This window comes from Actinoplanes sp. NPDC051861, from assembly GCF_040681145.1.
GTDB lineage: Bacteria > Actinomycetota > Actinomycetes > Mycobacteriales > Micromonosporaceae > Actinoplanes.
This window is the reverse complement of sequence record NZ_JBFAYE010000005.1, coordinates 110,973-136,037: the sequence shown is the minus strand read 5'-3', so window position 1 is coordinate 136,037 and position 25,065 is coordinate 110,973. Positions and strand designations below refer to the sequence as shown.

General features: G+C 69.7%; 19 protein-coding genes. 11 read left to right on the top strand and 8 right to left on the bottom strand.

Annotated elements, in window-relative coordinates; all coding sequences use genetic code 11:
- Position 1: 1 nt before the first annotated feature.
- The gene (locus AB0M02_RS17505) at positions 2-1,363 is read left to right on the top strand and encodes an NAD-dependent succinate-semialdehyde dehydrogenase (RefSeq protein ID WP_364227819.1); all 1,362 of its coding nucleotides are present in this window, start codon (positions 2-4) and stop codon (positions 1,361-1,363) included.
- 40 nt (positions 1,364-1,403) lie between these two features.
- Here the strand turns inward: AB0M02_RS17505 and AB0M02_RS17500 are convergent, their stop codons facing one another.
- From AB0M02_RS17500 to AB0M02_RS17490, 3 genes are all read right to left on the bottom strand, one after another.
- Positions 1,404-2,138 carry a GntR family transcriptional regulator gene (locus AB0M02_RS17500; protein ID WP_364227816.1) on the bottom strand — a complete coding sequence of 245 codons (735 nt, stop codon included), beginning with the start codon at positions 2,136-2,138 and terminating at the stop codon, positions 1,404-1,406.
- Between the two features lie 123 nt (positions 2,139-2,261).
- Entirely contained in the window at positions 2,262-3,986 is a 1,725-nt protein-coding gene (gene gcl, locus AB0M02_RS17495) for a glyoxylate carboligase (protein WP_364227813.1), read from the bottom strand.
- A 24-nt stretch (positions 3,987-4,010) separates the two neighbouring features.
- Positions 4,011-5,006, bottom strand: a complete 996-nt coding sequence (locus tag AB0M02_RS17490) for a 2-dehydropantoate 2-reductase (protein WP_364227810.1) — start codon at positions 5,004-5,006, stop codon at positions 4,011-4,013.
- A 180-nt stretch (positions 5,007-5,186) separates the two neighbouring features.
- Between AB0M02_RS17490 and AB0M02_RS17485 the strand changes: the two genes are divergently transcribed.
- A complete protein-coding gene (locus AB0M02_RS17485; protein WP_364227807.1) occupies positions 5,187-7,283 on the top strand; it encodes a heavy metal translocating P-type ATPase in 2,097 nt (698 codons plus the stop codon).
- 7 nt (positions 7,284-7,290) lie between these two features.
- On the opposite strand, the gene AB0M02_RS17480 is transcribed toward AB0M02_RS17485, so the two are convergent.
- Positions 7,291-8,130, bottom strand: coding sequence for a fumarylacetoacetate hydrolase family protein (locus AB0M02_RS17480; protein ID WP_364227804.1), 840 nt, complete (start codon positions 8,128-8,130; stop codon positions 7,291-7,293).
- Positions 8,131-8,184: 54 nt separating this feature from the next.
- On the opposite strand from AB0M02_RS17480, the gene AB0M02_RS17475 reads away from it, so the two are divergent.
- The 3 genes from AB0M02_RS17475 (at position 8,185) to AB0M02_RS17465 (ending at position 12,475) form a co-directional block, all read left to right on the top strand.
- Positions 8,185-8,955: an IclR family transcriptional regulator gene (locus AB0M02_RS17475; protein WP_364227802.1), complete on the top strand. Its 771-nt coding sequence runs from the start codon at positions 8,185-8,187 to the stop codon at positions 8,953-8,955.
- 116 nt (positions 8,956-9,071) lie between these two features.
- Positions 9,072-10,502, top strand: a complete 1,431-nt coding sequence (locus AB0M02_RS17470; RefSeq protein WP_364227799.1) for an extracellular solute-binding protein — start codon at positions 9,072-9,074, stop codon at positions 10,500-10,502.
- A 35-nt stretch (positions 10,503-10,537) separates the two neighbouring features.
- The gene (locus tag AB0M02_RS17465; RefSeq protein ID WP_364227796.1) at positions 10,538-12,475 is read left to right on the top strand and encodes an ABC transporter permease subunit; all 1,938 of its coding nucleotides are present in this window, start codon (positions 10,538-10,540) and stop codon (positions 12,473-12,475) included.
- A gap of 65 nt (positions 12,476-12,540) precedes the next feature.
- Here AB0M02_RS17465 and AB0M02_RS17460 read toward each other — a convergent pair whose 3' ends face one another.
- Positions 12,541-13,671: an endo-1,4-beta-xylanase gene (locus AB0M02_RS17460; RefSeq protein WP_364227793.1), complete on the bottom strand. Its 1,131-nt coding sequence runs from the start codon at positions 13,669-13,671 to the stop codon at positions 12,541-12,543.
- Positions 13,672-13,906: 235 nt separating this feature from the next.
- Between AB0M02_RS17460 and AB0M02_RS17455 the strand changes: the two genes are divergently transcribed.
- The gene (locus tag AB0M02_RS17455; protein ID WP_364227790.1) at positions 13,907-15,610 is read left to right on the top strand and encodes a cellulose binding domain-containing protein; all 1,704 of its coding nucleotides are present in this window, start codon (positions 13,907-13,909) and stop codon (positions 15,608-15,610) included.
- 24 nt (positions 15,611-15,634) lie between these two features.
- Here AB0M02_RS17455 and AB0M02_RS17450 read toward each other — a convergent pair whose 3' ends face one another.
- From AB0M02_RS17450 to AB0M02_RS17440, 3 genes are read right to left on the bottom strand one after another with little or no spacing between them, the layout of a single operon-like run.
- Positions 15,635-16,411 carry an NPP1 family protein gene (locus AB0M02_RS17450; protein ID WP_364227787.1) on the bottom strand — a complete coding sequence of 259 codons (777 nt, stop codon included), beginning with the start codon at positions 16,409-16,411 and terminating at the stop codon, positions 15,635-15,637.
- A gap of 46 nt (positions 16,412-16,457) precedes the next feature.
- Entirely contained in the window at positions 16,458-17,138 is a 681-nt protein-coding gene (locus AB0M02_RS17445) for a response regulator transcription factor (RefSeq protein WP_364227784.1), read from the bottom strand.
- Positions 17,135-18,355 carry a histidine kinase gene (locus tag AB0M02_RS17440; protein ID WP_364227781.1) on the bottom strand — a complete coding sequence of 407 codons (1,221 nt, stop codon included), beginning with the start codon at positions 18,353-18,355 and terminating at the stop codon, positions 17,135-17,137. Before AB0M02_RS17440 ends, AB0M02_RS17445 begins: the two co-directional genes overlap by 4 nt.
- Positions 18,356-18,528: 173 nt before the next feature.
- Between AB0M02_RS17440 and AB0M02_RS17435 the strand changes: the two genes are divergently transcribed.
- The 5 genes from AB0M02_RS17435 (at position 18,529) to AB0M02_RS17415 (ending at position 25,065) form a co-directional block, all read left to right on the top strand.
- The gene (locus AB0M02_RS17435; RefSeq protein WP_364227778.1) at positions 18,529-20,727 is read left to right on the top strand and encodes an MMPL family transporter; all 2,199 of its coding nucleotides are present in this window, start codon (positions 18,529-18,531) and stop codon (positions 20,725-20,727) included.
- A 90-nt stretch (positions 20,728-20,817) separates the two neighbouring features.
- Positions 20,818-21,810 carry a LacI family DNA-binding transcriptional regulator gene (locus AB0M02_RS17430; protein WP_364227775.1) on the top strand — a complete coding sequence of 331 codons (993 nt, stop codon included), beginning with the start codon at positions 20,818-20,820 and terminating at the stop codon, positions 21,808-21,810.
- A gap of 167 nt (positions 21,811-21,977) precedes the next feature.
- Positions 21,978-23,333: an ABC transporter substrate-binding protein gene (locus AB0M02_RS17425; protein WP_364227772.1), complete on the top strand. Its 1,356-nt coding sequence runs from the start codon at positions 21,978-21,980 to the stop codon at positions 23,331-23,333.
- Positions 23,333-24,244 (top strand): sugar ABC transporter permease, encoded by a 912-nt coding sequence (locus AB0M02_RS17420; RefSeq protein WP_364227769.1) that lies wholly within the window; start codon positions 23,333-23,335, stop codon positions 24,242-24,244. Before AB0M02_RS17425 ends, AB0M02_RS17420 begins: the two co-directional genes overlap by 1 nt.
- Positions 24,241-25,065, top strand: a complete 825-nt coding sequence (locus tag AB0M02_RS17415) for a carbohydrate ABC transporter permease (protein WP_364227767.1) — start codon at positions 24,241-24,243, stop codon at positions 25,063-25,065. Before AB0M02_RS17420 ends, AB0M02_RS17415 begins: the two co-directional genes overlap by 4 nt.

The following is a 25,065-nucleotide window of genomic DNA, read 5'->3' as shown; positions in this document are numbered from 1 at the left end:
CATGTACACAGTGACCGATCCCGCGACGGGTGAACTGATCGAGAAGATCGAGAACGCCACCGAGGGCGAGATCCGGGACGCGATCGATCGCGTCCACAGCGGATACCTGTCGTGGCGCCGCCGCCCGCCGGCCGAGCGGGCCGAGATCGTGGCCCGCGCCGCAGGCCTGTTCGCCGAGCGCGCCGACGAACTGGCGGCGACGATGACCCAGGAGATGGGCAAGCGGATCAACGAGGGCCGCGGGGAGATCGGCGTGGTCGTCGACATCTTCCGGTACTACGCCGACAACGCGGCCGTGCTGCTGGCCGACGAGCCGATGAGCATCAGGGGCGGCGAGGCCGTCATCACCAAGAACCCGATCGGTCCACTCCTCGGGATCATGCCGTGGAACTTCCCCTGCTACCAGGTCGCCCGGTTCGTGGCGCCGAACCTGGTGCTCGGCAACGCGATCCTGCTCAAGCACGCCTCGATCTGTCCCCGCTCGGCGATCGCCATCGAGCGGATCCTGCACGACGCCGGGGTGCCCGAGGACGTCTACGTGAACATCTTCGCCTCCAGCGCGCAGATCCCGCAGATGCTCGCCGACCCCCGGATCCAGGGAGTCTCCCTGACCGGCAGCGAGCGAGCGGGCATCTCGGTGGCCGCCGAGGCCGGAAAGAACCTGAAGAAGGCGGTCCTGGAGCTCGGCGGTTCCGACCCGCTGATCGTGCTCGACACCGATGACATGGACCAGACGGTGCGGGCCACCGCCACCGCCCGGATGCGCAACTGCGGTCAGTCGTGCAACGCGCCGAAGCGGATGATCGTGCTCGGCGGCATCTACGACGAGTTCGTGGAACGGCTGACCAAGCACGTGGCCGAGACATACGTCCCGGGTGACCCCGGCGACCCGGCGACGAAGCTGCCGCCGCTGGCGTCGGTCGCGGCGGCCGACGAGGTGGCCGGTCAGGTCGAGAAGGCGGTCCGGCAGGGCGCGACACTGCGTACCGGTGGGCGCCGTGTCGACGGGCCCGGCGCCTATCTCGAGGCCGCCGTGCTCACCGACGTGACCCCGGACATGGACCTCTATTACGAGGAGGTCTTCGGGCCCGTCGTGCTGGTCTTCCGGGCCGAGACCGAGGAGGAGGCGATCGCCATCGCCAACGACTCGCCGTTCGGGCTCGGTGCCAGCGTCTGGGGCACGGATCCGGACCGGCTGCGCCGCGTCGCCGGGCAGATCGAGTCCGGCATGGTCTACCTCAACGGCGCCGGCGGGTCGCAGGCCGACCTGCCGTTCGGCGGCATCAAACGATCCGGGATCGGCCGGGAACTCGGCCCGGCCGGCATCGAGGAGTTCATGAACAAGAAGTCGATCCGTCTGTAGGCGGATCGCTGCGGCCGGGCCCCGAGGGCCCGGCCGGTCGTCAGCCGAGGGCGTCCTGCTCGCCGGCTTCCTTGCGGCGCTGATGGTACGACTCCCGCGTCCGCTCGGTGTGCCGGCGCATGATCTCACCGGCCCGCCGGGTGTTGCCATCGGCGATCACGTCGATCAGCGCCGCGTGCTCGTCCCACGCCTCCCGGCCGCGGGATCGGGCGATCGGCGAGTAATACCACCTCACCCGGCGGTCCACCATGGCGATCAGCTGGGCCAGGACCTTGTTGCCGGACATCTCGACCACGTGGGCGTGCAGGGTCGCGTTGGCCTCGACCAGGGCCACCTGGCTGTCCTCGCGGAGCGCCTGCTCGCCTGCTCGCTGCAGCTCCCGGAGCCGCTCGACCTGCTCCGGGGTGGCGTTCTTGGCGGCCAGCCGCGCGGACTCGGTCTCGAGCAGGGTCCGCGTGGCCAGGAGTTGGTCGGCCTCCTCCTCGGTGGGCACGTGCACGAAGGCGCCGAGGGCGGGTCGCAGGTCCACCCACCCCTCGTTGTGCAGCCGCTGCAGGGCCTCCCGGACGGGCTGCCGGCTCACGCCGAGGTGCGCGGCGAGCTCGTTCTCGACGAGGTGCTCGCCGGGCTGCAGCTCCCGATTGATGATCATCTCGCCGATGACGTCGTAGACCGCCTGGCGCAGAGGTGCGGGTCGCTCCAGCGGCTGACGCGCTGCCCTGGCCTCGCCGCGGGCGGCCCCGAGCGACCGTGTCCCGCCTCTCCGATCGGTCATGAACTACCTCCGCCTGCGAGAACCCGTTTGGGCTATAGCATACAGTCGGCGAGATGCAATGAGTGACGCGGCGCGGCAAGGGTGGACGGCTGACCCGCCCACCCCGCGCGATTTCGATGTCGATCAGCCGGAGATCGTGTCCCGATGTCCGATCTCCGGGGCCGGCTCGAACTCGTTGACCTTCGCGATCGAGAGGCCGTGCGCCGTGTTCGCCTCGCGCTCGATCATCACCTCGACAAGCACCGGCCGACTGGTGCGCCGCGCCTCCTTGGTCGCCCAGGCCAGCGCGTCGGCGATCTCGCCGGGTTCGAACACCCGGCGCCCGGAACAGCCGTACGCCTCCATGATCTTCACATTGTCGGAGCCGTACTGGTCATAGTGGATGTCGACCTCGTAGTTCATCTCATAGCCGATCTCGGCCTGCCGGATCAGTCCGAGATATTCGTTGTTCAACATGATCAGCACGAACGGGATGTCGTACTGCGCGGCAACGGCGAGTTCCTCGACCAGGAACTGGAACGAATAGTCGCCGACCACACCGACCACCTCGGCGTCGGGCCTGGCTGACTTGACCCCGATGGCCGCCGGTATCTCCCAGCCCAGCGGGCCGGCCTGACCGCAGACCTGGTAGTGCCGGGGCTTGAACACGTTCTGGAACTGCCCGGACCAGATCTGGTAGAGGCCGATGGCGGTGACGAAGTAGGTGTCCGGGCCGTAGAACTCGTTGATCTCCTTGAACACCCGGGGTGCCTTGATCGGGACGGTGTCGAAGTCGTCCCGGCGGCGCAGCGTCTCGCGCAGGTGGCGGACCCGCGCGATCCACTGGTCGCGAGCGCGCCACGCGTTGCGCCGCCGATAGGCGCGGAGCAGCGCCGCGAGGAACGGCCCGGCGTCCGACACCACGCCGAGGTCCGGGCCGAACACCTTGCCGAGCTGGGTCGGCTCGATGTCGACGTGGATGAACTTCCGGCCGTCACGGTAGGTCTCGAGGTCGCCGGTGTGCCGGTCGCCGAAGCGGGCGCCGACCGCGAGGACCAGGTCGGACTCCAGGAACGAGGCGTTGCCCCACCGCTGGGTGGTCTGGATGCCGGTCATCCCGGCGAACAGGTCGTGGTCCTCCGGCAGTGCGCCCTTACCCATCAGGGTCACCTGGACCGGTGTCTCCAGGGCCTCGGCGACCTCTCGCAGCAGGTCGGTGGCCCCGCCCATGATGACCCCGCCGCCGGCCAGGATCAGCGGGCGCTCGGCGGCCAGCAGCATGTCGAGGGCCCGCTCCACCCGCGGCGGGTGCGGCTCGACGCGGTGCACCGGCAGCGGCGCGTCGATCGAGGCGTCCCACTCGATCTCCTGGCGCGCGACGTCGATCGGCAGGTCGATCAGCACCGGACCGGGCCGGCCCGAGCGCGCGATCCGGAACGCCTCCCGGAAGATCCAGGGCGCCTGGGCGGCCTCCTTGACCTGCACCGCCCACTTCGTCACCGGCTTGGCGATCTCGACGATGTCCACCGCCTGGAACGCCTCCTGGTGCAGCTTGGCGGTGGGCGCCTGGCCGGTGATACAGATCATCGGGATCGAGTCGGCCAGCGCCGTGTACAAGCCGGTGATCATGTTGGTGCCGGCCGGTCCGGACGTGCCGATGGCTACGCCGACCCTTCCGTTGGTCCGGGCCCAGCCGTCGGCCATGTGGGTGGCGCCCTCCTCGTGGCGCACGATCAGGTGCCGTATCTCGCTGCGCCGCAGCGCGGCGTAGAGCGGAAGGATCGCGGCGCCCGGGCAGCCGAACGCGATGTCCACGCCCTCCGACGCGAGCACCGAGACGACCGCGTCCATGCAGGGAATCTTGGCCATGGATGTCAGACCTCCGAGTAGCGGTTAGGTGGTCGGGAGGGTGGGGAACCGCCGGGACATGCTCCGGGCCAGCAGGTCGGTGGCGGCATACACGGTCCGCAGCGTCGGAGCCGGGGCGCCGGTGATGTCGGCCATCTCCACCACGGCCGCCACCACGGCGTCGAGTTCCATCTCCTTGCCGGCCTCGAGGTCCTGCAGCATCGACGTCTTGTGGTGGCCGACCCGCTGAGCGCCGTCGAGCCGCCTCTCGATGGAGATCTCCGGCGTGCTCCCGACCCTGGCGGCGATGTCGAGCGTCTCCTCCATCATCAGCTCGACCAGCCGCCGGGTGCCCACGTGCTCGCAGATCTCGACCATGGTGGCCCGGGTGAGCGCGCTGATCGGGTTCAGCGACGCGTTGCCCATCAACTTGATCCAGATGTCGTCTCGCAGGCGCGGCTCGACCGGGCACTTCAGGCCGCCGGCGATCATCGCCTCGCTGAACCGGAGACACCGCTGCGACACGGTCCCGTCCGGCTCGCCGATGGAGAACCGGGTCCCCTCCAGGTGCTGGATCACCCCGGGGGACTTGATGACGGTCGCCGGGTACACCACGCAGCCGATCGCGCGTTCCGGTGCCATCACCGCCGAGGTCTCGCCGTTCGGGTCCACCGCCTCGATCCGCTGGTCCTCATACGGCCCTGGCAGCCGGTGGAAATACCACCAGGGGATGCCGTTCTGCCCGGCGACCAGGGCGGTGTCGTCGCCGAGCAGGGGAGCGAGCAGCGGACCGGCCGAGGCGTAGGAGTGGGCCTTGAGTCCGAGGAAGACGTAGTCCACCGGGCCGATCTCGGCCGGATCGTCGGTGGCGTGCGGATGGGCGGAGAAGTCACCGCGAGGACTGAGGACCCGCACCCCGTGCTGCCGCAGCGCGGCCAGGTGCGCCCCGCGGGCGACCAGATGGACGTCCACTCCGGACCGGCACAGCGCGGCGCCGACATAGGCGCCGATGGCGCCGGCTCCGAGCACGGCGACTCGCATGGGCTACCCCCTTATCGCACGCTAGCTGTATGCGTTATGGAGAGTACGGTATGCAATCCGTGAAACGCTGACAAGCCTGCGGCCGGGTCGGCGCTGACCCCGGCGCGTGCATGTGACGCCGGGAACAATGGTTGCCTGATACCCCCTGGGGGTATACCTTCTGCATCGGAGGTGGTCGACATGCGGTCGAGCGAGCACGAGGGGCACCGCGATAACGCGACAGGTCACGGTGGCCGCGAGGGGCACGCCGGGCATGGAGGGCACGCCGGGCACGACAAACACGCCGGGCACGATCCTGAGGCGTTCCGGCGGAAGTTCTGGCTGAGCCTCGCGCTGACGGTTCCGATCGTTCTGACCAGCGACATGATCATGGAGTGGTTCGGGTACAGCCTGGACTTCCCCGGGATCACGTGGGTCGGGCCGGTGCTGGGGACGGCGGTGTTCCTCTACGGTGGCCGGCCGTTCCTGGCCGGCGCGGTGAGCGAGGTCCGCGACCGGGCGCCGGGGATGATGCTGCTGATCTCGATGGCGATCACCGTGGCCTGGACGGCTTCGCTGGCGACCAGCCTCGGCTGGTTCGACCTGGACTTCTGGTGGGAGCTGGCGGCCCTCGTGACCATCATGCTGCTGGGCCACTGGCAGGAGATGAAGGCCATCGGCCAGGCGCAGGGTGCGCTCTCCGCGCTCGCGGCGCTGCTGCCCGACGACGCCGAGCGCCTGACGGCGGGCGGTGGGACGGAACGGGTTCCGGTTGCCGAGCTGGCGGTGGACGACACCGTGCTGGTGCGTTCGGGCGGCCGGGTGCCGGCCGACGGGCGGATCGTCGACGGATCGGCGGAGCTCGACGAGTCGATGATCACCGGGGAGTCCCGGCCGGTCGCCCGGAGCGTGGGAGACCGCGTGGTGGCCGGGACGGTCGCGACCGATTCGGCTCTCCGGGTCCGTGTCGACGCGGTGGGGGAGAACACCGCCCTGGCCGGGATCGGGCGGCTGGTCGCGCAGGCGCAGGCGGCCGGTGGGCGGGCGCAGGTGCTCGCCGACCGGTTCGCGGCGATGCTGTTCTACATCGCCACGGCGGCGGCGCTGGTGACCTTCCTGGTCTGGTGGGCGATCGGCGACCCGGACCAGGCCGTGGTGCGTACCGTGACGGTCCTGGTGATCGCGTGCCCGCACGCGCTCGGCCTGGCCATCCCGCTGGTGATCGCGCTCTCCACGGCGCTGTCGGCGAGGGCCGGCATCCTGGTCAAGGACCGGCTGGCCCTGGAGCGGATGCGCTCGGTCGACGCGGTGCTCTTCGACAAGACCGGCACTCTCACCAAGGGCGCGCACACGGTGACCGGTGTGGCCGCCGCCGACGGGCACCGCGAGGACGACGTTCTGCGGATCGCCGGCGCGGTCGAGGCCGACAGCGAACACCCGCTGGCCCGGGCGCTGACAGCGGCCGCTCACGAGCGTGGGCAGCATGCGGCCGCCGCCGGCTTCCGCTCACTGACCGGCCGCGGTGTGCAGGCCGTGGTCGGCAGCGACACCTACGCCGTCGGGGGCCCCGCGTTGCTGCGCGAGCTGGGCGCCACGGTGCCCGCCGGACTGGAGGAGACGGCCGGGCAGTGGTCGCGCCGGGGCGCCGCGGTGCTGCACCTGCTGCGCCTGGACGACGGCGGGAAGCCGAGCGTGATCGCGGCGTTCGCGCTGGAGGACGAGGTGCGGCCGGAGGCGCGGCAGGCGATCGAGCAGTTGCGCCGCGCCGGGATCCGCAAGATCGTGATGATCACCGGGGATGCCCGGCCGGTTGCCGAGGCGGTCGCCGCGGACCTGGGCTTCCGGCCGGGGGTGGACGAGGTGTTCGCCGAGGTGCTGCCCGCGGACAAGGACCGCGCGGTCGCCGAGTTGCAGGCCCGGGGACTGCGGGTGGCGATGGTCGGCGACGGCGTCAACGACGCGCCGGCGCTGGCGCGGGCCGACGTCGGCCTGGCGATCGGTGCGGGTACGGACGTGGCGATCGAGTCAGCGGGAGTCGTGCTCGCCTCCTCGGACCCGAGGGCCGTCACCGGTGTGATCCGCCTGTCGAAGGCGTCGTACCGCAAGATGGTCCAGAACCTGGCCTGGGCAGCGGGCTACAACGTGGTCGCCATCCCGCTCGCCGCCGGAGCGCTGGCCTGGGCCGGAGTCACGCTGAGCCCGGCCGTCGGCGCGGTCCTGATGAGCGCCTCGACCATCGTGGTCGCCCTCAACGCCCAGTTGCTGCGACGTGTCCGGCTGGCGCCGCGGGAGCAGTGAGAGCCGATCAGGGGACACCGACGGTGACCACGGTGTTGGTCAGGGTGCCGAGCGCGTCGGACGAGATCTCGATCGTGTCGCCCGGCTGTGTGGTGAAGTCCGCGTCCGGCACCACTCCGGTGCCGGTCAGCAGCACCACTCCGAGCGGGAAGCTCAGCCCGCGGAACAGCCACTCCGCCAGGTCCTCGAAGCTTCGGGCCATCGCCGACGTCGAGGTCGTTCCCGCGTACACCTCATGGTTTTCTCGCAGCACGCGCAGCGTGATCTCAAACGGACCTGGACCCACCGCCCAGCTCGGCACGATCGCGGGGCCGAGCGCGCAGGAACGGTCGTAGATCTTCGCCTGCGGCAGGTAAAGCGGGTTCTCGCCCTCGATCGCCCGGCTGCTCATGTCGTTGCCGAGGGTGTACCCGAAGATCTCTCCGGCAGCGTTGAGGACCAGGCCGACCTCGGCCTCGGGGACGTCCCAGCCGGAGTCGGCCCGGATGCCGACGGTGTCGCCGTGGCCGACGACGCGCCACGGGCTCGCTTTGAAGAAGATCTCCGGGCGGGCGCTGTCGTAGACCTGGTCATAAACGGACCCGTGCCCGGACTCCTCCTTGCGGCCCTCGCGGCTGCGGAGGTACGTCACGCCGGCCGCCCAGATCTCCTGGAGATCGACGGGCGGGAGAGCGGACGTGGGAGCGGGAGTGAAGGGGGCGGCATTTTCGATCATGGCCCGAGCCTGGTCGAGCGGGACGGTGAGCAGACCGGCGAGAGTGCCGCTGACCTCGGCCCATTTGTCGTCGTGACACACGGCCCAGCGCGAGGTGGTGCCCGCGGGCAGGTGGTGAAGGGAGATCGGCATCCTCGGCCATCCTAAGGTTTGTAACTGACGCCATTGCTGGAAAGGACTTTCGACATGGCCCGTGTGGTACCGGCGGTCAGCCGAGCGCTCGACATCCTCGAACTGTTCCTGGACCGCGCCGAGCTGTCCGCCCGCGAGGTGATCGAGCGACTCGACCTGCCCCGGACCACCGTCCATGAGCTGCTCGTCACGCTCGTGGACCGGTCATACCTGATCTCCGTCCCGGGCCAGCCGGTGCGGTATCGGCTCGGCATGCCCGTCTTCCAGCTCGGCGCGGCGTTCGCCGGCCGGCTCGACCTGGTCCGCGAGGCGCAGGGCGTCGCGCGGGAGGTCGCTGCCTCGTGTGACGAGGCGGTTCATGTGGCGGTGCTGGACGGCGCAGACGTCGTCTACCTCGTCAAGGTCGACAGTACGCACCCGGTCCGGATGGTGTCCGGTGTCGGGCTCAGACTGCCGGCACATTGCACGGCGGTCGGCAAGGTGCTGCTGGCGGGCCTCGACCGGGTCGTCCTGGACGCCCTGCTGAACCGGGGTGACCTGCCGGGCATGACACCGGCCAGCCTCACCGATCCGGATCGTCTGCGAGCCCATCTCGACCGGGTCCGGGTGGACGGCGTCGCGACGGACGTCGGCGAGTCCGACACCGCCATGCGCTGTGTGGGTGCGCCGGTCCGGGACCACACGGGTGCGGTCGTCGCCGGGATGAGCGTGTCGGCGCCGATCATCCGCTGGACACCGCAGGCGCAGGTCAAATGGCCCGAGCTGGTGCGGGACGGCGCCGACGCGCTCTCCGGCCGCCTGGGGTACCGCACGCGGCGCCGATAACCGGCCCGTTTCCAGAACATTGACACTCATCACAAAGTTCCTCTACCGTCGCGTCCACCCGAGACGATATACCGAACGATGTTCGAAATCTCGAACACCGGTGGGAGGCGAATGTCATGGAGGACAGCCCGTTGTGGTCCCGGCGCGGCTTTCTGGGAATGGGGGTGGGTGTGCTGGGCGCGGCCGGCCTGGCCGCGTGCGGTGACACCGCCGAGACGCCCGCCGGCGTGGTGCCGGAGGTCCCGAAGGAGCTGCTCGACGCCGCGGCGTCGCTGAAGGGCTCCTCGATGGGGATGCTGTCGCAGAAGCTGTACTCGACGGCGGCGAACGAGGCGCTCGACGCCTCGATCAAGAAGTTCGCCGACTCCACCGGGACGAAGATCGAGAACAGCCTGGTCCAGGCGGACGCCGGCGACGTGGTTGCCAAGATCCACGCCGAGGTCGAAGGTGGTGTGGCGCGCGACCTGGCGTTCATGACCGACTCGCGGTTCGTCGCGCAGTTCCAGGCGCTGGGCGACCTCGAGGACGTGACGGACGTCGTCGAGGCGCTGACGGCCAAGTACGGCGAACCCTGCGCGGAGGCCAAGAACTTCTGCGTCTTCGACGGCAAGTGGTACGCGATCCCGTACCACTTCATCGGGATCGGCTCGTTCCTGCGCAAGGACTGGATGCAGGAGAAGGGCATCGCTCCCAAGGACGTCTACACCTGGGAGGAACTGCGCGACCTCTGCCTGGAGATCTCCGATCCGGCCAAGCGCCGCTTCGGCTGGGGCATGACCGTGAACCGGTCCGGTGACGCGAACGGGCTGATCGAGGCGCTGATCAACTCGTACGGCGGTGCCATCGCCACCAACGACGGCAAGAAGGTCACGTTCAACTCGCCCGAGACGGTGCAGGCGGTGACGTTCCTGGGTGACGTCTACACGAACCCGAAGTACAAGTCGATGTTGCCGCCCGGCGTGGCCAGCTGGACCGACACCAGCAACAACGAGAACTGGCTGGCCGGCGTCCTCGGTTACACCCGCAACAGCTTCAGCGTCTACGCCGACTCCAAGACCAAGAAGAACCCGGTGTACGGGAACACGCACGTCTTCTCCGACTGCGTCGGGCCGGCGACTGACAAGTCCCTGCTGCTCGGCCAGTCCCAGGGCTTCACCATCTTCAAGGGTGCCAAGAACGCCGAGCTCGCCAAGCTCGTGGCGCAGTACCTCGTCACGGCGCCCGCTCTGGTCGGGGTGGCCAAGGAGGCGCCCGGCCTCGCACTGCCCGCGTGGGAGAAGGTCTGGGACGCCGACCCGTTCTTCGCGGGCGGCGACCCGGCGTTCCCGATGCTGCGCAACATGTCCCAGCAGCCGCTGCCGTTGAAGACCAAGAACGGTTTGTCGTTCCCGCAGAAGGCCAGCGCCGGGCAGCAGGCGGTGGTCGCGGCGTACGTCCTCACCGACATGATGCAGCAGGTCGTCCAGGGCGCGGCGCCCGCGCAGGCGGTGACGGCCGCACACGCGAAGATGGTGCAGATCTTCGCGCAGCAGGGGCTGCCGCAGTGAGCCCAGTCCGTTCCGCACCGGCTCCGGTGAAGAGGGTGTCCCCTCCACCGGGGCCGGGTTCCCTGACGCCGACCCAGCGGCGGTTCGGCCGTGACTGGCGGCTCGCGGCGGTCTTCCTGACGCCCACGGCCCTGCTGGTCGGCGCGCTCGTGCTGGTGCCGATCGTCCAGTCGATCATCACCAGCACCACGGAACGGCACGGGGCGGAGAGCGTCTTCGTCGGCCTGCGAAACTACGCCGCGCTCTGGGACGACGATCAGTTCCACACGGGCGTGGTCAACTCGTTCGTCTTCACCGCGTACGCCGAGATCTTCAAGGTCGTGCTCGGCCTCGCCGCAGCCCTCCTGCTGCACCACCGCCGCCGCGGCCGCGCCCTGCTGACCGGCCTGCTGCTGGTGCCGTGGGTGGTCCCGACAGTGGTGACGGCGTTCAGCTGGCGCGCGCTGCTCGACCCGATCTTCGGCAGCGTCAACACCCTGCTCACCGCGTCCGGGATCGGGCCGCTGCTGGCCTCCGTGCACCTGATCGACACCTGGCCGGCCGGCTGGCTGTCCGACCCGTCGCTGGCCATGCCGTCGGTGATCCTGGTCAACGTCTGGAAGGGCATCCCGTTCTTCACCGTCTGCTTCCTCGCGGGGCTCAAGGCCATCCCGGCCGACCAGTACGAGGCCGCCACCATCGACGGCGCCTCGCCGTGGCAGCGGTTCGTGCACGTGACGCTTCCCGGGCTGCGCCACGTGATGACCGTGACCGTGACGCTGTCGTCGATCTGGACGTTCAACAACTTCGACCTGATCTGGCTGCTGACCCAGGGCGGCCCCGGCGACGTGACAGCGCCGTACGTGCTGGTCGCCTACTCGAAGGCGATTCTGCAGCTGCAGTACGGCGCCGGCGCGGCGGTCACGCTCGTGATGCTGCCGATCATCGGCGTGCTGGTGTTCTTCCTGGTCCGCCTCCTACGTCAGGAGACCGGCAACGAGCAGCCACGATGGACCGGGCCGACGCGGCGGGCGCTGCCGTGGGCCGCCACCGCGCTGGTCACCGGCCTGCTGTTCTGGGCGTCACCGGAGATCTTCTGGAAGGCGGCCGTGATCCTGCTGGTCGCGTCGGTGGTCGTCCGGCTGATCCTGGCGATCCCGGTGCGCCGGGGCAGCCGCGCCTCGTCCGTGGGGTCCGGCGTCGCGCTGGCCGGCCTGCTGGCGTTCGTGCTGTTCCCGATGTACTGGATCGCCGTGACGGCCTTCAAGTCGGAGAGCCAGGTCGTCATGCGCGTCAGCGACCTGTGGCCGGCGCCGTGGACCCTGGAGCAGTTCGGCGGTCTGTTCACCAACCAGCCGTTCGGCCGCTGGTACCTCAACACGCTGATGGTGTCCGCCGCGTCCACCGTGATCGCGCTGATCTGCGCGGTCCTGGGCGGGTACGCACTGGCCCGCCTGCGGTTCCGCGGCGCTCAGGGCTTCACGGTCACGGTGCTCCTGACGTACGTGATGCCGGGCGCGCTGCTGTTCATCCCGCTGTACCAGCTGCTCATCAGCGTGCGGCTGACCGACTCGCTGTGGTCGCTGATGCTGACGTACCCGACTTTCACGCTTCCGTTCGCCACCTGGCTGCTGGCCGGGTACTTCGCGTCGATCCCGGCCGACCTCGAGGACGCCGCGCTGGTCGACGGCTGCACCCGCGTCCAGGCGTTCGGCCGGGTGCTGCTGCCCCTCGCCAAGCCGGGCGTGCTGGCGGTCGCGCTGTTCACCCTGACCAACGCGTGGAACGAGTTCCTCTTCGCCTTCGTGTTCGTCACGAAGGACGAGTACAAGACGCTCCCCGTGGGGATGCAGTCGATGATCGCCGGCGACGTCGTGCCGCAGGGACAGCTCGCCGCGGCGTCGCTGCTGGTCAGTATCCCTGTGGTGATCATGTACGCCTTCGGGCAGCGATTCCTGACCGAGGGGCTCACCGCCGGAGCGGTCAAAGGCTGAACTGGGGGGATCAGGGGGGTGCCTCCCTCACGTGGGGCGAGGGAGGCACTCCCCACTTAGGCCCTCTATCGGCGCGGGGCCCCGGCGGCGAGCAGCAGGTCCTGCTGCACGACGTGGTACGAGCCCTTCGGGTTCAGCTGCTCGTCGTAGAGCAGGGCAGCGCCCTCCTGCGGGTCGGAGAACCAGCCGGGCACCCACGAGTTGGCGTCGCCGATGCCCCACGGGGTGAACGAGATGCAGGCGCGGACGGCCAGGCAGGCCTTCATCGTCCGGGACCAGTAGCTCTCCTGGGCGTACGCCGCCAGCGGGTTGACCGGCACGTTCACGGCGTCCTCCTGGGTGAACGTGCGGACGTCCACCTCGGTCAGGGCGACCTTCTGGCCCAGGGCGGCGAAGCGCTGCAGGTTGTTCAGCAGGTCGGGGTAGCCGTACTGGGTGGAGAGGTGACCCTGGAAGCCGACGCCGTGGATCGGCACGCGCTGCGCCTTCAGCTCCTGCACCAGGGCGTACACGGCGTTGCTCTTGGGCCCGGTGAACTCCAGGTTGTAGTCGTTGTAGAACAGCAGGGCCTTGGGGTCGGCCTGGTGGGCCCAGCGGAACGCGTCAGCGATGTAGCCGATGCCGCCCCAGGCCTTGTACCAGATGGTCTGGCGGGGCTGCCCGTTGTCGTCGAAGGCCTCGTTGATCACGTCCCACTGCCAGATGTCGCCCTTGAAGTGGCGCGCCTGGTCGAAGATGTGCTTCTTGAGGACCGCCTTCACCTCGGCGTCCGGCAGCGTGGTGTTGTATCCGTCGCTGGACAGCCACGCGGGCAGCTGGTTGTGCCAGAGCAGCGTGTGGCCGCGGACGAGCTGCTTGTTCTTCTTGGCGAAGTCGACGAGCGCGTCGGCCTTCTCCCAGGTGTAGGTGCCGCGGACGGCCTCCACCTCCGCCCACTTCATCGCGTTCTCCGCGGTGACGCTGGAGAACTGGTCGGCGGCGATCTGCGTGTATTTCTCGTCGGTGCCGAGCAGGTCGGCGTTGATGGCCGTGCCGATGCGCAGGCCGATCGGTGCCGCGAGCGCGCGCAGCGAGTCGGCGGGGTAGGACGGGTGATGTGCGGGTCTGGCGGTGGCCGAGCCGGTGAACGCGAGCTGTCCACCCAGGAGCACCACGGCACTTGCGGTGGCGAGAGCGAGCAAAGGACGACGACGCACGGGAACTCCTTGCGTTGAGGACGACGAGGGGTTTCCGAAACTTTCGGATTGTTTCCGGAAGTAACGAGGGGAATCTATGCGCCGTCTCTCGGGCGGTCAAGTGCCCCCGCCGGGCCGCACGCCACCTTCCGGATCGGTGAAAACCGTTATGTCGGCCGATGATAAATGGTCGGAGGCGGAATTTGGGAGCGCTCCCGTAGGATGCTGAAAACGGCCGTCCGGTCAGGGAGAAAGCATGCGCGCATTCAAACCCGTCGTTATCGGAAGCGCGTTCCTGCTCGGGGCGGCGACGGTCGCCGTGGCGCTGCCGGCGTCCGCGGCCTCGGGCTGCTCGGTGAACTATGCGGTGTCGTCGCAGTGGCAGGGTGGGTTCGGTGCCAATGTGACGATGACGAATCTCGGCGATCCGATCAGCGCATGGACATTGACGTGGTCCTATGCAGCTGGTCAGCAGGTGACCCAGGCGTGGAACGCGACGGTCGCCCAGAGCGGGACGGCGGTCACCGCGAAAAACGTCAGCTACAACGGGGCTGTCGCGACCAACGCGAGCGTCTCGTTCGGGTTCAACGGGTCGTGGACCGGCAGCAACCCGGCACCCACCGGCTTCGCGGTCAACGGTGTCGTGTGCACCGGCGGCACAGTGCCGACGTCGTCGCCGACGTCGTCGCCGACGTCGTCGCCGACGTCGTCGCCGACCACGCAGCCGGGCACCACACCGGACATCACCGTGAACACGTCGACGAGGTATCAGACGGTCGACGGGTTCGGCGCCGCGCAGTCGATCTGGGGCAGCGCGTGGTCGGCGGCGGAGACGCAGACGCTGGTCGGGACGGGCTCCGGCCAGCTCGGCCTGTCCATCGTGCGTACCGGCGTCTCCCCGGTCGCCGGCGAGTGGGCCACCCACGTGAACTCGCTGAAGACCGCCAAGTCGTACGGGTCGGACGTGAAGATCCTCGCCTCGCCGTGGACGGCACCGGCGGCGTGGAAGACGAACAACAGCCGGACCAACGGCGGCAAGCTGAAGACCGACTACTACGACGACTATGCGAACCACCTGAACAGCTACGTGCAGTACATGCGCGGGCAGGGCGTGACGGTCGACGTCACCTCGGTGCAGAACGAGCCGGACTGGCACCCCGATTACGACTCGATGGACTGGAGCGGCACCGAACTGCGCGACTTCGTGCGCGCCCAGGGCGCGAAGGTGCAGAACACCAGGCTGATGGTCGCCGAGGCGGTGAACCTGAACTACGGCTACACCGATCCGACGCTCAACGACGCGACCGCGCGCGCCAACATCGGCTACATCGGCGGTCACCTCTACGGCACCGAGGCCGCCGGCCGGCTCAAGGCGTACCCGCTGGCCGATCAGTACGGCAAGCCGGTGTGGATGACCGAGTGGAACTTCCACGAGGCCGACGGGAGCGGCTCCAACATCTGGGGCAACCCGGGCAACCAGGCGGTCTGGGACGAGACGCTCGACGACATCATGCGTACGGTGCACCGCTCGATGGAGTCGAACTGGAGTGCCTACATCTGGTGGTACGGCAAGCGGTTCTACTCGTTCATCGGTGACGGTGAGGCGGCGTACGGCACCACAGCCGGCGCTCCGCTCAAGCGTGGGTACGCCTTCTCCCAGTACGCCAAGTACGTCCGTCCCGGTCACCAGCGCGTCGCGCTGACGAAGAGCTCGAAGGTCTCCCCGCTGGAGGTCACCGCCTACTCCGGCGGCGGCAAGCTCACCCTGGTGCTGCTCAACCGGTCCACCAGCGCCGTCAGCAACGCCGTGCTCCAGGCGCCGCAGAACATCGCCCGCGCCGAGCACTACGTCACCTCGATCAGCGCCAACGCGGCGAGTCAGCCCGCCACGGTCAACGGGAGCCAGGCCACTGTCAGCGTCCCGGCGCGCAGCATCTCGACGGTCGTGCTCACCCTCTGAGAGGCTCCGCGCCGGGACCGGGCGTCACGCGTACGGTTTGAAGGGGATGCCGGCCGGCTTGGCGGCGTTGAGCAGGTACTCGAACGAGCCGTCCTTGATCTTGATGGAGGCGGATCCGAAGTCGGCGGCCATCAGCCGGTCCCGCAGCGCGATGCTGGGCCAGCCGTTCCAGTCGACCAGCGGCGGGTAGCGCCAGTTGTGGTAGTGGTTCTCCGGCGGCTCGTCGTTGCTGTTGGCGAGCCGGAAGAAGTGGGTCGACAGGCCGTCCTTGTGGTAGACGATCTTGGGATGACTGCCGTCGAAGCGCACCTGCGACCGGGGATAGGTCTTCTGGGAGCTGTGCTGCGTGGTGGACACGTACTCGACCTGGTTGGACGCCTGGTTCACCCAGGAGATGACGTGTTCCCAGTCGTGCCGGTGGCCGCCGAGCCCGCTGCCGGCGACCGCCTGGTCCTTCTCGAAGTAACCGGCGTACACGATCGCGCACCAGCCGCTGTCGCACTTCGATCGGGCGTAGGTCTGTGAGTTGTCGAGGTCGGACTGGTCGCGGCAGCTGCCGTTGACCGCGCCGGTGGTCTTGAGGCCGCCGTTGAGCGTGCCGTCGGGACCGATGGCCGGGGTGGCGTAGCAGCCGTCGGTGTCGTAGTCGAAGGCGGGGGAGAAGGACTGCTCGTAACCACCCGCGTTCTGCGGGAGGTTACGGGGCGGATCGGCGAACGCCGGGCCGGCCCAGACCGCGAGCAGGAGCACGGTCAGACCGGAGGCGACGCCGACCCGGGCAACGGGACGGTTGCGAAACATGAGCGAGTTTCACAGTTTCCAGTGAAACCGGTCAATAGCTGCCTGGTTAATTTCCGGGGAGGGCGTCACCCGGGCGGACCAGACCGCATTGGTACGCGATGACGACGAGCTGCGCCCGGTCGCGGACGCCCAGCTTGGTCATCGTCCGGTTCACGTGCGTCTTCGCCGTCAGCGGCGACACGTGGAGCCGGCCCGCGATGTCGGTGTTCGACAGGCCGTGCGCGACGAGGACGAGCACCTCCCGCTCCCGCTCGGTGAGCCCGTCCAGCACCGGCGCCGGTGGAGCCTCCGGCCTGAGGTGGTCGAGGAACCGGCCGACGAGAGCTCGCGTGGCCCGCGGCGACAGCAGCGCCTCCCCGCCGGCCACCACCCGGATCGCGTGCAGCAGGTCCTCCGGCGCCACGCTCTTGCCGAGGAACCCGCTCGCACCGGCCTGCAGCGCCAGCACCACGTTGTCGTCGTTCTCGAACGTGGTCAGCACGAGCACGCGGACACCGGCCAGGTCGTCGTCCGCGCCGATCCGCCGGGTGGCCTCCAGACCGTCCATGTTCGGCATCCGGATGTCCATCAGCACCACGTCCGCGCACGTGGTCCGCGCCAGGCCCAGCGCCTCGCGGCCGTCCGCGGCCTCGGCGACCACCTCGAAGCCGGGCTCCGAGTCGATGATCATCCGGAAGCCGGCCCGGATCAGAGCCTGATCGTCGGCGAGCAGCACCCGGATGGTCACGCGGGCCGCAATCGGCCGGGCAGCACGGCGCCGAATCCACAGCCCGCGGCCGGTGCCGGGTAGCTCGCCGGCAGCACGGCCCGGACCCGGAAGTCCGGTCCATCGGCGCCCGCGGTGAGCGTGCCACCGGCCGAGACGGCGCGCTCGCGCATGCCGAGCAACCCGTACCCGGATCCCGGTCCGGGCGTGCCCACGGGCACCGCGTTGACCACCTCGATCTCGACCGTCGCGGGGGCGTGCCGCACGCTGAGCCGGGCCGCGCCGATGCCGTGCTTGTACGCGTTCGTCAGCGCCTCCTGCGCGATCCGGTAGGCGGCCAGATCGGCCACCGCCGGCAGTTCCCCCGGCTCGCCGTCCTGCTCGAACTGCACCGTGAACCCGGCGGTCGCCAGCCCCGCCAGCAGATCGGGCAGGCGCCGCAGGCCCGGGGCCGGCTCGATGTCGGCCGGCTCGTCGGCGCCGCGCAGGACACCCACCACGGACTGGATCTCGGCGAGCACGCTGTTCGACGCCTCCCGGATGTGGTGCAGCGCGGGCGCCACCTGGTCGGGCCGGCGATCGAGCAGGTGCGCGGCCGCACCGGCCTGGACGTTGATCACCGCGATGTGGTGCGCGACCACGTCGTGCAGCTCCCGCGCGATGCGCAGCCGCTCCTCGGCGACCCGCCGGCGCGCCTCCTGTTCGCGGCTCTGCTCGGCGCGGCGGGCGCGCTCCTCGACCTCCCGTACGTACGCCCGGTGCGACCGGGCGGCGTCGCCCACCGCGGCGGCCAGGAAGACCCAGGCGAAGATGCCGAGCACGTCGCCGCGGAACCAGACGTCCCGGTTGAGCACCACCACGGTCAGGTAGACGATCGACGAGGCGGCCACCGCGCATATCCAGCCGCGGCGCCGGTCGGTGTGCGCGGCGATCGAGTACGTGATGACGCCCAGGGCCACGATCAGGCCGGGGTTGTTGACCTCCTGCACCACGGCGGCGGCGGTGGCCGTGGTGGCGATCGCGAGCGAGAGCGTCGGCCGGCGGCGGCGGCCCATGACCGCCACGAACGCCACCACCGCGATCAGCACGTCCCAGCGGGTCGGCCGGTGGGTGGACTCCGGGAGCGCCGCCTTGAGCACCGCGGCGGCCAGCACCAGGGCGAGCACGAAGTCCACCAGCAGCGGGCGCTCGGCGATCACCCGCCAGCGCCCGAGAAGGTGGCCCTCGGTCGTGTTCATCACCGCCGAATCTACGCGGGCGCGCGACCCGGTGGCGTCGTCTCGTCGTGGTACCGACGGCACCGGCGGATACCGCAACCGTGGTACGCGACTGCCTACACCTGGACGACGACTTTCCGAGCGCGTTTCGCGACGGTGGAACGGTCCCTGAAACCGGCTGCTCGGGAGATCCGATGGCAACCTATCTGTACCGGCTCGGCCGGCTCAGCTTCCAGCGTCGGAAGCTGGTCCTCGCGATCTGGCTCGCGGTCCTGGGGCTGCTCGGCGTGGGCGCCGCGACGCTGTCCGGCCCGACCTCCAACGACTTCACCATTCCCGGCACCGAGGCGCAACAGGCCCAGGACCTGCTGGGCGAGCGCTTCGGCGCGTCACCGGCGGGCGGCGCCGAGGCCCGGGTGGTGTTCGCCGCGCCGCCCGGCGAGAAGCTCACCGACCCGGAGAACCGGGCCGCCGTCGGCGAGACCGTGACGGCTTTGAAGGCCGGGCCGCGGGTGGCCGAGGTGAGCGATCCGCTGAGCAGCACGATCAACGCCGAGGGCACGATCGCGTACGCGCGGGTCACGTTCAAGGTGCCGGCCCCCGAGGTGACCGAAGCCGACCGGGAGGGGCTGCTGGCGGCGGCGGAGACCGGCCGGGACACCGGGCTGACCGTGGAGGCCGGTGGCGACGCCCTGCAGAGCGAACCGGAGCAGGGTCTCAGCGAGGTGATCGGCTTCGGCGTCGCCGCCGTCGTCCTGACCATCACGTTCGGGTCGCTCATCGCCGCCGGGCTGCCGCTGCTCACCGCGTTCCTGGGGGTGGCCACCACGATGGCGGGCATCCAGCTCGCGTCCGGCTTCCTCGACCTGAGCAGCAGCACGTCGACGCTGGCGCTGATGCTCGGCATCGCGGTCAGCATCGACTACGCCTTGTTCATCGTGTCGCGATACCGGCACGAACTGGCCGTGGGCCGGACCGGCGCGGAGGCGGCCGGGCGCGCGGTCGGTACCGCCGGGTCGGCGGTCACGTTCGCCGGGCTCACCGTGCTCGTCGCGCTGACCGCGCTGGCGGTGGTGAACATCCCGGTGCTGACCGAGATGGGCCTGGCCGCGGCCGGTGCGGTGGCCGTGGCGGTGCTCATCGCGCTCACCCTGCTGCCGGCGCTGGTCGGATTCGCCGGCCGGCGGATCACCGGGCGCGGCGGGCAGACCCGCGACATCGAGGCGGACGGCGAGCGGCCGAATCTGAGCCTGCGGTGGGCCCGCGGCATCACCCGGCGGCCGGTGCTGACCGTGGTGACAGCGGTCGCGGCTCTGGGGCTGATCGCGCTGCCGGCGCTGGACCTGCGGCTCGGCCTGCCCGGCGACAACATGGCCGCGCCGGACACCACCCAGCGCAAGGCGTACGACCTGGTGACCGAGGGGTTCGGGGCCGGGTACAACGGCCCGCTGCTGGTCGTGGTGGACGCGGCCGCCAGCGCCGACCCGAAGGCGGCGGCGACCGCGGCGGCGGACACGATCACGGCGCTGCCCGGTGTGGTGTCGGTCAGTCCGCCGACGTTCAACCAGGCCGGGGACACCGCGATGCTGCAGGTGGTCCCGTCCGGCGCACCGGACAGCACCGAGACGACCGACCTCGTGCACGCGATCCGGGACGCCGATGAGGGGCTGCGGGCGAGCACCGGGGCGGACCTGTCGGTCACCGGCACCACAGCGGTCACGATCGACATCGCGGCGAAGATGGGTGACGCGCTTCTCCCGTACCTCAGTGTGATTGTGGTTTTGGCCTTTTTGCTCTTGACCGTGCTGTTCCGGTCGGTGCTGGTGCCGCTGAAGGCGATCGCCGGGTTCCTGCTGTCGGTGGTGGCGACGTTCGGCGCGGTGGTAGCGGTCTTCCAGTGGGGCTGGCTGGCCGATCTGTTCGGCGTGGACCAGACCGGCCCGATCGTCAGCCTGCTGCCGGTGATCCTGATCGGCATCGTGTTCGGCCTGGCGATGGACTACGAGGTCTTCCTGGTCAGCCGGATGCGCGAGGAGCATGTGCACGGCGCGCCGCCGACCCGTGCGGTGATCGTCGGCTACGCGCACAGCGCCCGGGTGGTCACCGCCGCCGCGATCATCATGATCAGCGTCTTCGCCGGCTTCGTCCTGGCACCCGATCCGCTGATCAAGTCGATCGGGTTCGCACTGGCCGCCGCGATCCTGCTCGACGCGTTCGTGGTCCGGATGACGATCGTGCCCGCGGTGATGGCGCTGCTCGGACGGCGGGCGTGGGCGATACCGCGATGGCTGGACCGGCTCCTGCCGAACGTGGACGTGGAGGGGGAGCGCCTGCGCGACGCTGTTCCGGACGAACTGCCGCCCATGCTGGAACCGGTCGGCGCCGGCCGATGACCGAACCGCTGCCCGCTCCGGTGCTGACCGGGGCGGGCAGCGGGGCTGTACAGTGCTTTTGATAAAGCGCTTCGGTCAGAGAGGCGGGACGTGACGGCGGGTCAGCGAGTCACCATCTACGAGGTCGCCGACCGCGCCCAGGTGAGTATCTCGACCGTCTCCAACGTTCTCAACAAGCCGGACCGGGTCAGCCCGGCGACCCGCGCGCGTGTCCTGGCGGCGGCCGACGAGCTGGGCTTCGTGCCGAAGGTCCAGGCGGTCAGCCTGGCCCGGCGCGGCACCGGGCGGATCGGCGTGATGGCGCCCTTCACCTCCTACGGGTCGTATCTTCGCCGGCTGTCCGGGCTGCTGCCGGCCGCGGCCGAGCTCGAGATCGACGTCGTGGTCTTCGATCACGAGTCGGCCGCGCTGGCCTCGTCGCCGGTGCTGGCAAGCATGCCCATCCACGGCCGGCTCGACGGGCTGATCGTGATGGGCCTTCGCATCGAGGACGCCATCGCGGGCCGTCTCCGGGAACGGAAGCTGCCGACGGTGGCCGTCGACGCGGACAGCGCCCTGTTCAGCCGGGTGGTCATCGACGACAACGACGGAGGGCGGCTGGCCGCCGGGCACCTGCGTGACCGCGGGCATCGCCACGTGGGATACCTGCTCGAGCGCCAGGTCTCCGACTACGAGTCCCAGGCGATCCGGCGGCTGTCCGGATTCCGGGAGGTCATCGGCGCCGCCGGCGGGGACGTCATCGTGGCCACCAGCGACAACTCCGTCGACGCCGCCCGGCGCGCGGCGGCGGACCTGCTCGACCGCCCGGACCGGCCGAGCGCCGTCATGGCGCACCACGACACGCTGGCCGTCGGGGTGCTGCTGGCCGCCCGTGACCGTGGTCTGCGGGTGCCCGATGATGTGGCCGTCATGGGTTTCGACGACGGGGAGACCGCGACGGCGGCGGACCTGACGACCGTGCGCCAGCCGTTCGAGGAGTCCGGGAGCGCCGCGCTGAACGTGCTGCTCGGCCACATCGACGGCACCGAACTGCGGTCCACCACGGTGCTCGACGTCAGCCTGGTCGAGCGCTCAACCACCTGAGACGCGAGGTCTCACAGCGCTCTGACCTGCTGCCGCTCTCGATAAAAGTGCTTTTATAGAATCTCTTGACATGCCTCGTGGCGATGAGGTTTCGTGCACGTGACTTCATTGCGCGCCCGGCGGTGATCTGCTCACCACCGGACGTTCTGCGATCCGGGAGGCCTGACATGGTTCACGGAGCCACCAACAGATCACTACTGACAGCGATCACCCTTGCCGCGCTTCTGGTCACCGGGGCGTGCAGCGCCCCCGGCAGCGACTCCGGTGCGACCGACACGAACACCAGCGCCGCCCCGGCCACGGCCGCGACCTGCGGCACCGGGCCGGTGAAGCTGAAGGGTTACTTCGAGACCGGCTTTCCCCTGCCCAAGGACCTGGCCACCGAGTTCACCAAGCAGTTCCCGAACGTCACGTGGGACATCCGCGAGGACCAGTTCGCCGTGATCACCCAGAACGCGCCGCGTGTGCTCGCCGACGACCCGCCGGACCTGATGCGCCTGCCGCAGGTCTCCGAGCTGGTCAAGGACGGCCTGCTGAAGAACCTGGACGGTTACGCGCAGGCTCAGGGCTGGACCGCCTGGCCGGCCTCCCAGCTCGAACAGATGCGGGTGGGCCCCAGCGGCGAGCGCGGCAACGGCCCGCTCTACGCCATGGGTCTCAACTTCAGCATGACCGGCGTCTTCTACAACAAGAAGCTCGCCGCGCAGATCGGCATGACCCAGCCGCCGGCCACTCTCGCCGAGTTCGACAGCCTCCTGCAGAAGGCCAAGGACGCCGGGCTCACCCCGATCAACCAGTTCAACGGCGGTGCCACCGGAGGTCTGGCGTTCCCGCTGCAGAACCTCATGGCCGCGTACGGCGACCCGGCCGCGATCAACGACTGGATCTTCCAGAAGCCCGGCGCCTCGATCGACACGCCGACGAACCTGCAGGCCACCCAGCACCTGGAGAAGTGGATCAAGGCGGGCTACCTCGCGCCGGACATCAACTCCCAGGACTACGCGACGATGATGAGCCGCTTCATCGGCGGGAAGAACCTGTTCATCTTCAACGGCGACTGGGAGTCCGGAAATCTGGACAAGCAGATGGCCGGTAACGCCGGGTTCTTCCTGATGCCGCCGTCGCAGGCCGGTGGGAAGCGCGCCGCCATGTCGGCACCGCTGACGTACGGGATCGGCAGCACGGCCAAGAACGCCGACTGCGCCGCGTTCTTCCTCAACTGGGTGGCCACGAATCAGCAGGCCCGCGACATCGCGGTGAAGGTGGGCGGCTCGCACCCGATGGGACCGGCGGACGCGTACATGCCGCCCGTCCAGGAGGGCAGCGTCACGGCGAGCACCCTGGCCGCCGGAGCGACCATCGGCCAGGACAACGGCGCGATGGACTTCATCGCCAACGCCACCGGCGCCATCTACGCCAAGAGCTGGACGCCGCAGCTGCAGAAGCTGGCGGCCGGGCAGCAGACACCGGACGCGCTGCTCAAGTCGGTGCAGAAGGACTACGAATCCCAGGTCAAGAACTGATGTCGGCACCGAGCACCGGGCGGCGCGCGCGGCGCGCGCGCCGCCCCGGGGCGGCCTGGCTCGGGTGGCTGTTCGCCGCGCCGGCGATCGTCATGTACGCGACGTTCGTCCTGCGCCCGCTGCTGCTGACCGTCCAGTACTCCCTGTACGACTGGAACGGCATCGGCGCCTCGACCTGGGTCGGCCTGGACAACTACCGGCGGCTGCTGACCGACTCGGAGCTGTTCGCCTCGATCCTGCACGCGTTCGAGCTGATCGTCTTCTTCAGCGGCGTCCCGGTGCTGCTCGGCCTGTTCGTGGCGGCCACCATCCGCACGATCGCACAGAGCCGGCTCGCGGTCGTCGCCCGTACCGTGCTCTTCCTGCCGCAGGTCATCCCGCTCGTCGCCGCCGGCATCATGTGGAGCTGGCTGCTCTCCTCGACCGGCCTGGCCAACGAGTTGCTCTCGGCCGTCGGGCTCGGCGACCTCACCCGCGCCTGGCTCGGCGACTTCGGCACGGCGCTGCCGGCGGTCGGCGTGATCGGGGCCTGGGTTCTCGTCGGCCTGTGCACCCTGCTGCTGCTCGCCGGTATGAGCAAGATCGACCCCGCCCTGTTCGAGGCGGCGCGCCTGGACGGCGCCGGCCCGATCCGCGAGTTCTTCTCCATCACCCTGCCCAGCCTGCGCCAGGAGATCGGCGTGTGCGTCACGGTGACCGTGATCGCCGCGCTGGCCAGCTTCGACATCGTCTACATCGCCACGCAGGGCGGACCCGGCAACTCCACGATGGTCCCGGGCCTGGAGATCTACTACCTCGCCTTCTCCGAGCGGGAGATCGGCATGGCCTCGGCCCTGGCGGTCGCCCTCGTCGTCCTCGTCCTGGCGTGTGTGCTCCCGGTCCAGCGCCTCACCCGGGACGGCTCCCGATGATCGTGAGAAGCCGCGAGAGCCTCGTCGGTCGCGCCCTGCTGGTGCTGCTCATGGCGATCACCGTGCTGCCGTTCGTCAGCCTCTTCGTCACCGCGCTGCACCCGGCGGGCACCTATCCTTCCGGGCTGTCCTGGCCGGAGGACCCGCAGTGGGGCAACTTCGCCGATGCCTTCGGCGCCGCGAACATGGGTGGCCTGCTGCTCTCCAGCGCCCTCATCGTGCTCGGCGTGGTCCCGGTGTCCCTGCTGTTCGGGACGATGGCCGGGTTCGCCTTCGGGCACCTGAGGATGCCCGGCCACCGCGCCGGATTCCTGATCTTCGTGCTGGGACTCACCCTGCCGTTCGAAGGGATCATCACGCCGCTCTACTACCAGATCCGCGACATGGGGCTGCTCAACACCCGCTGGGCGATCATCCTGCCGCTCATCGGGCTGTTCATGCCGTTCTCCGTGCTCTGGATGCGGGCGCACTTCGTCACCATGCCCGACGACCTCTCCGAGGCGGCCCGGGTCGACGGCGCCGGCACCTGGCCGCTGTTCTGGCGGATACACGTGCCGCTGGCGATGCCCGCGCTGTCGTCACTGGCGATCCTGCTGTTCCTCTGGACCTGGAACCAGTTCCTGCTGGCCATCGTGCTCGTCGACGATCCGGCCAAGCGGACGATGGCCGGTGCGCTCGGCGCGTTCCAGGGTCAATGGGGTACGGACATCCCGCTGCTGTGCGCCGGTGCGCTGCTCATCCTCGTGCCGACGCTGACCGTCTTCCTCATCTTCCAGCGCCGGTTCGTCGCGGCGCTGCTGCAAGGTTCGATCAAGGGCTGA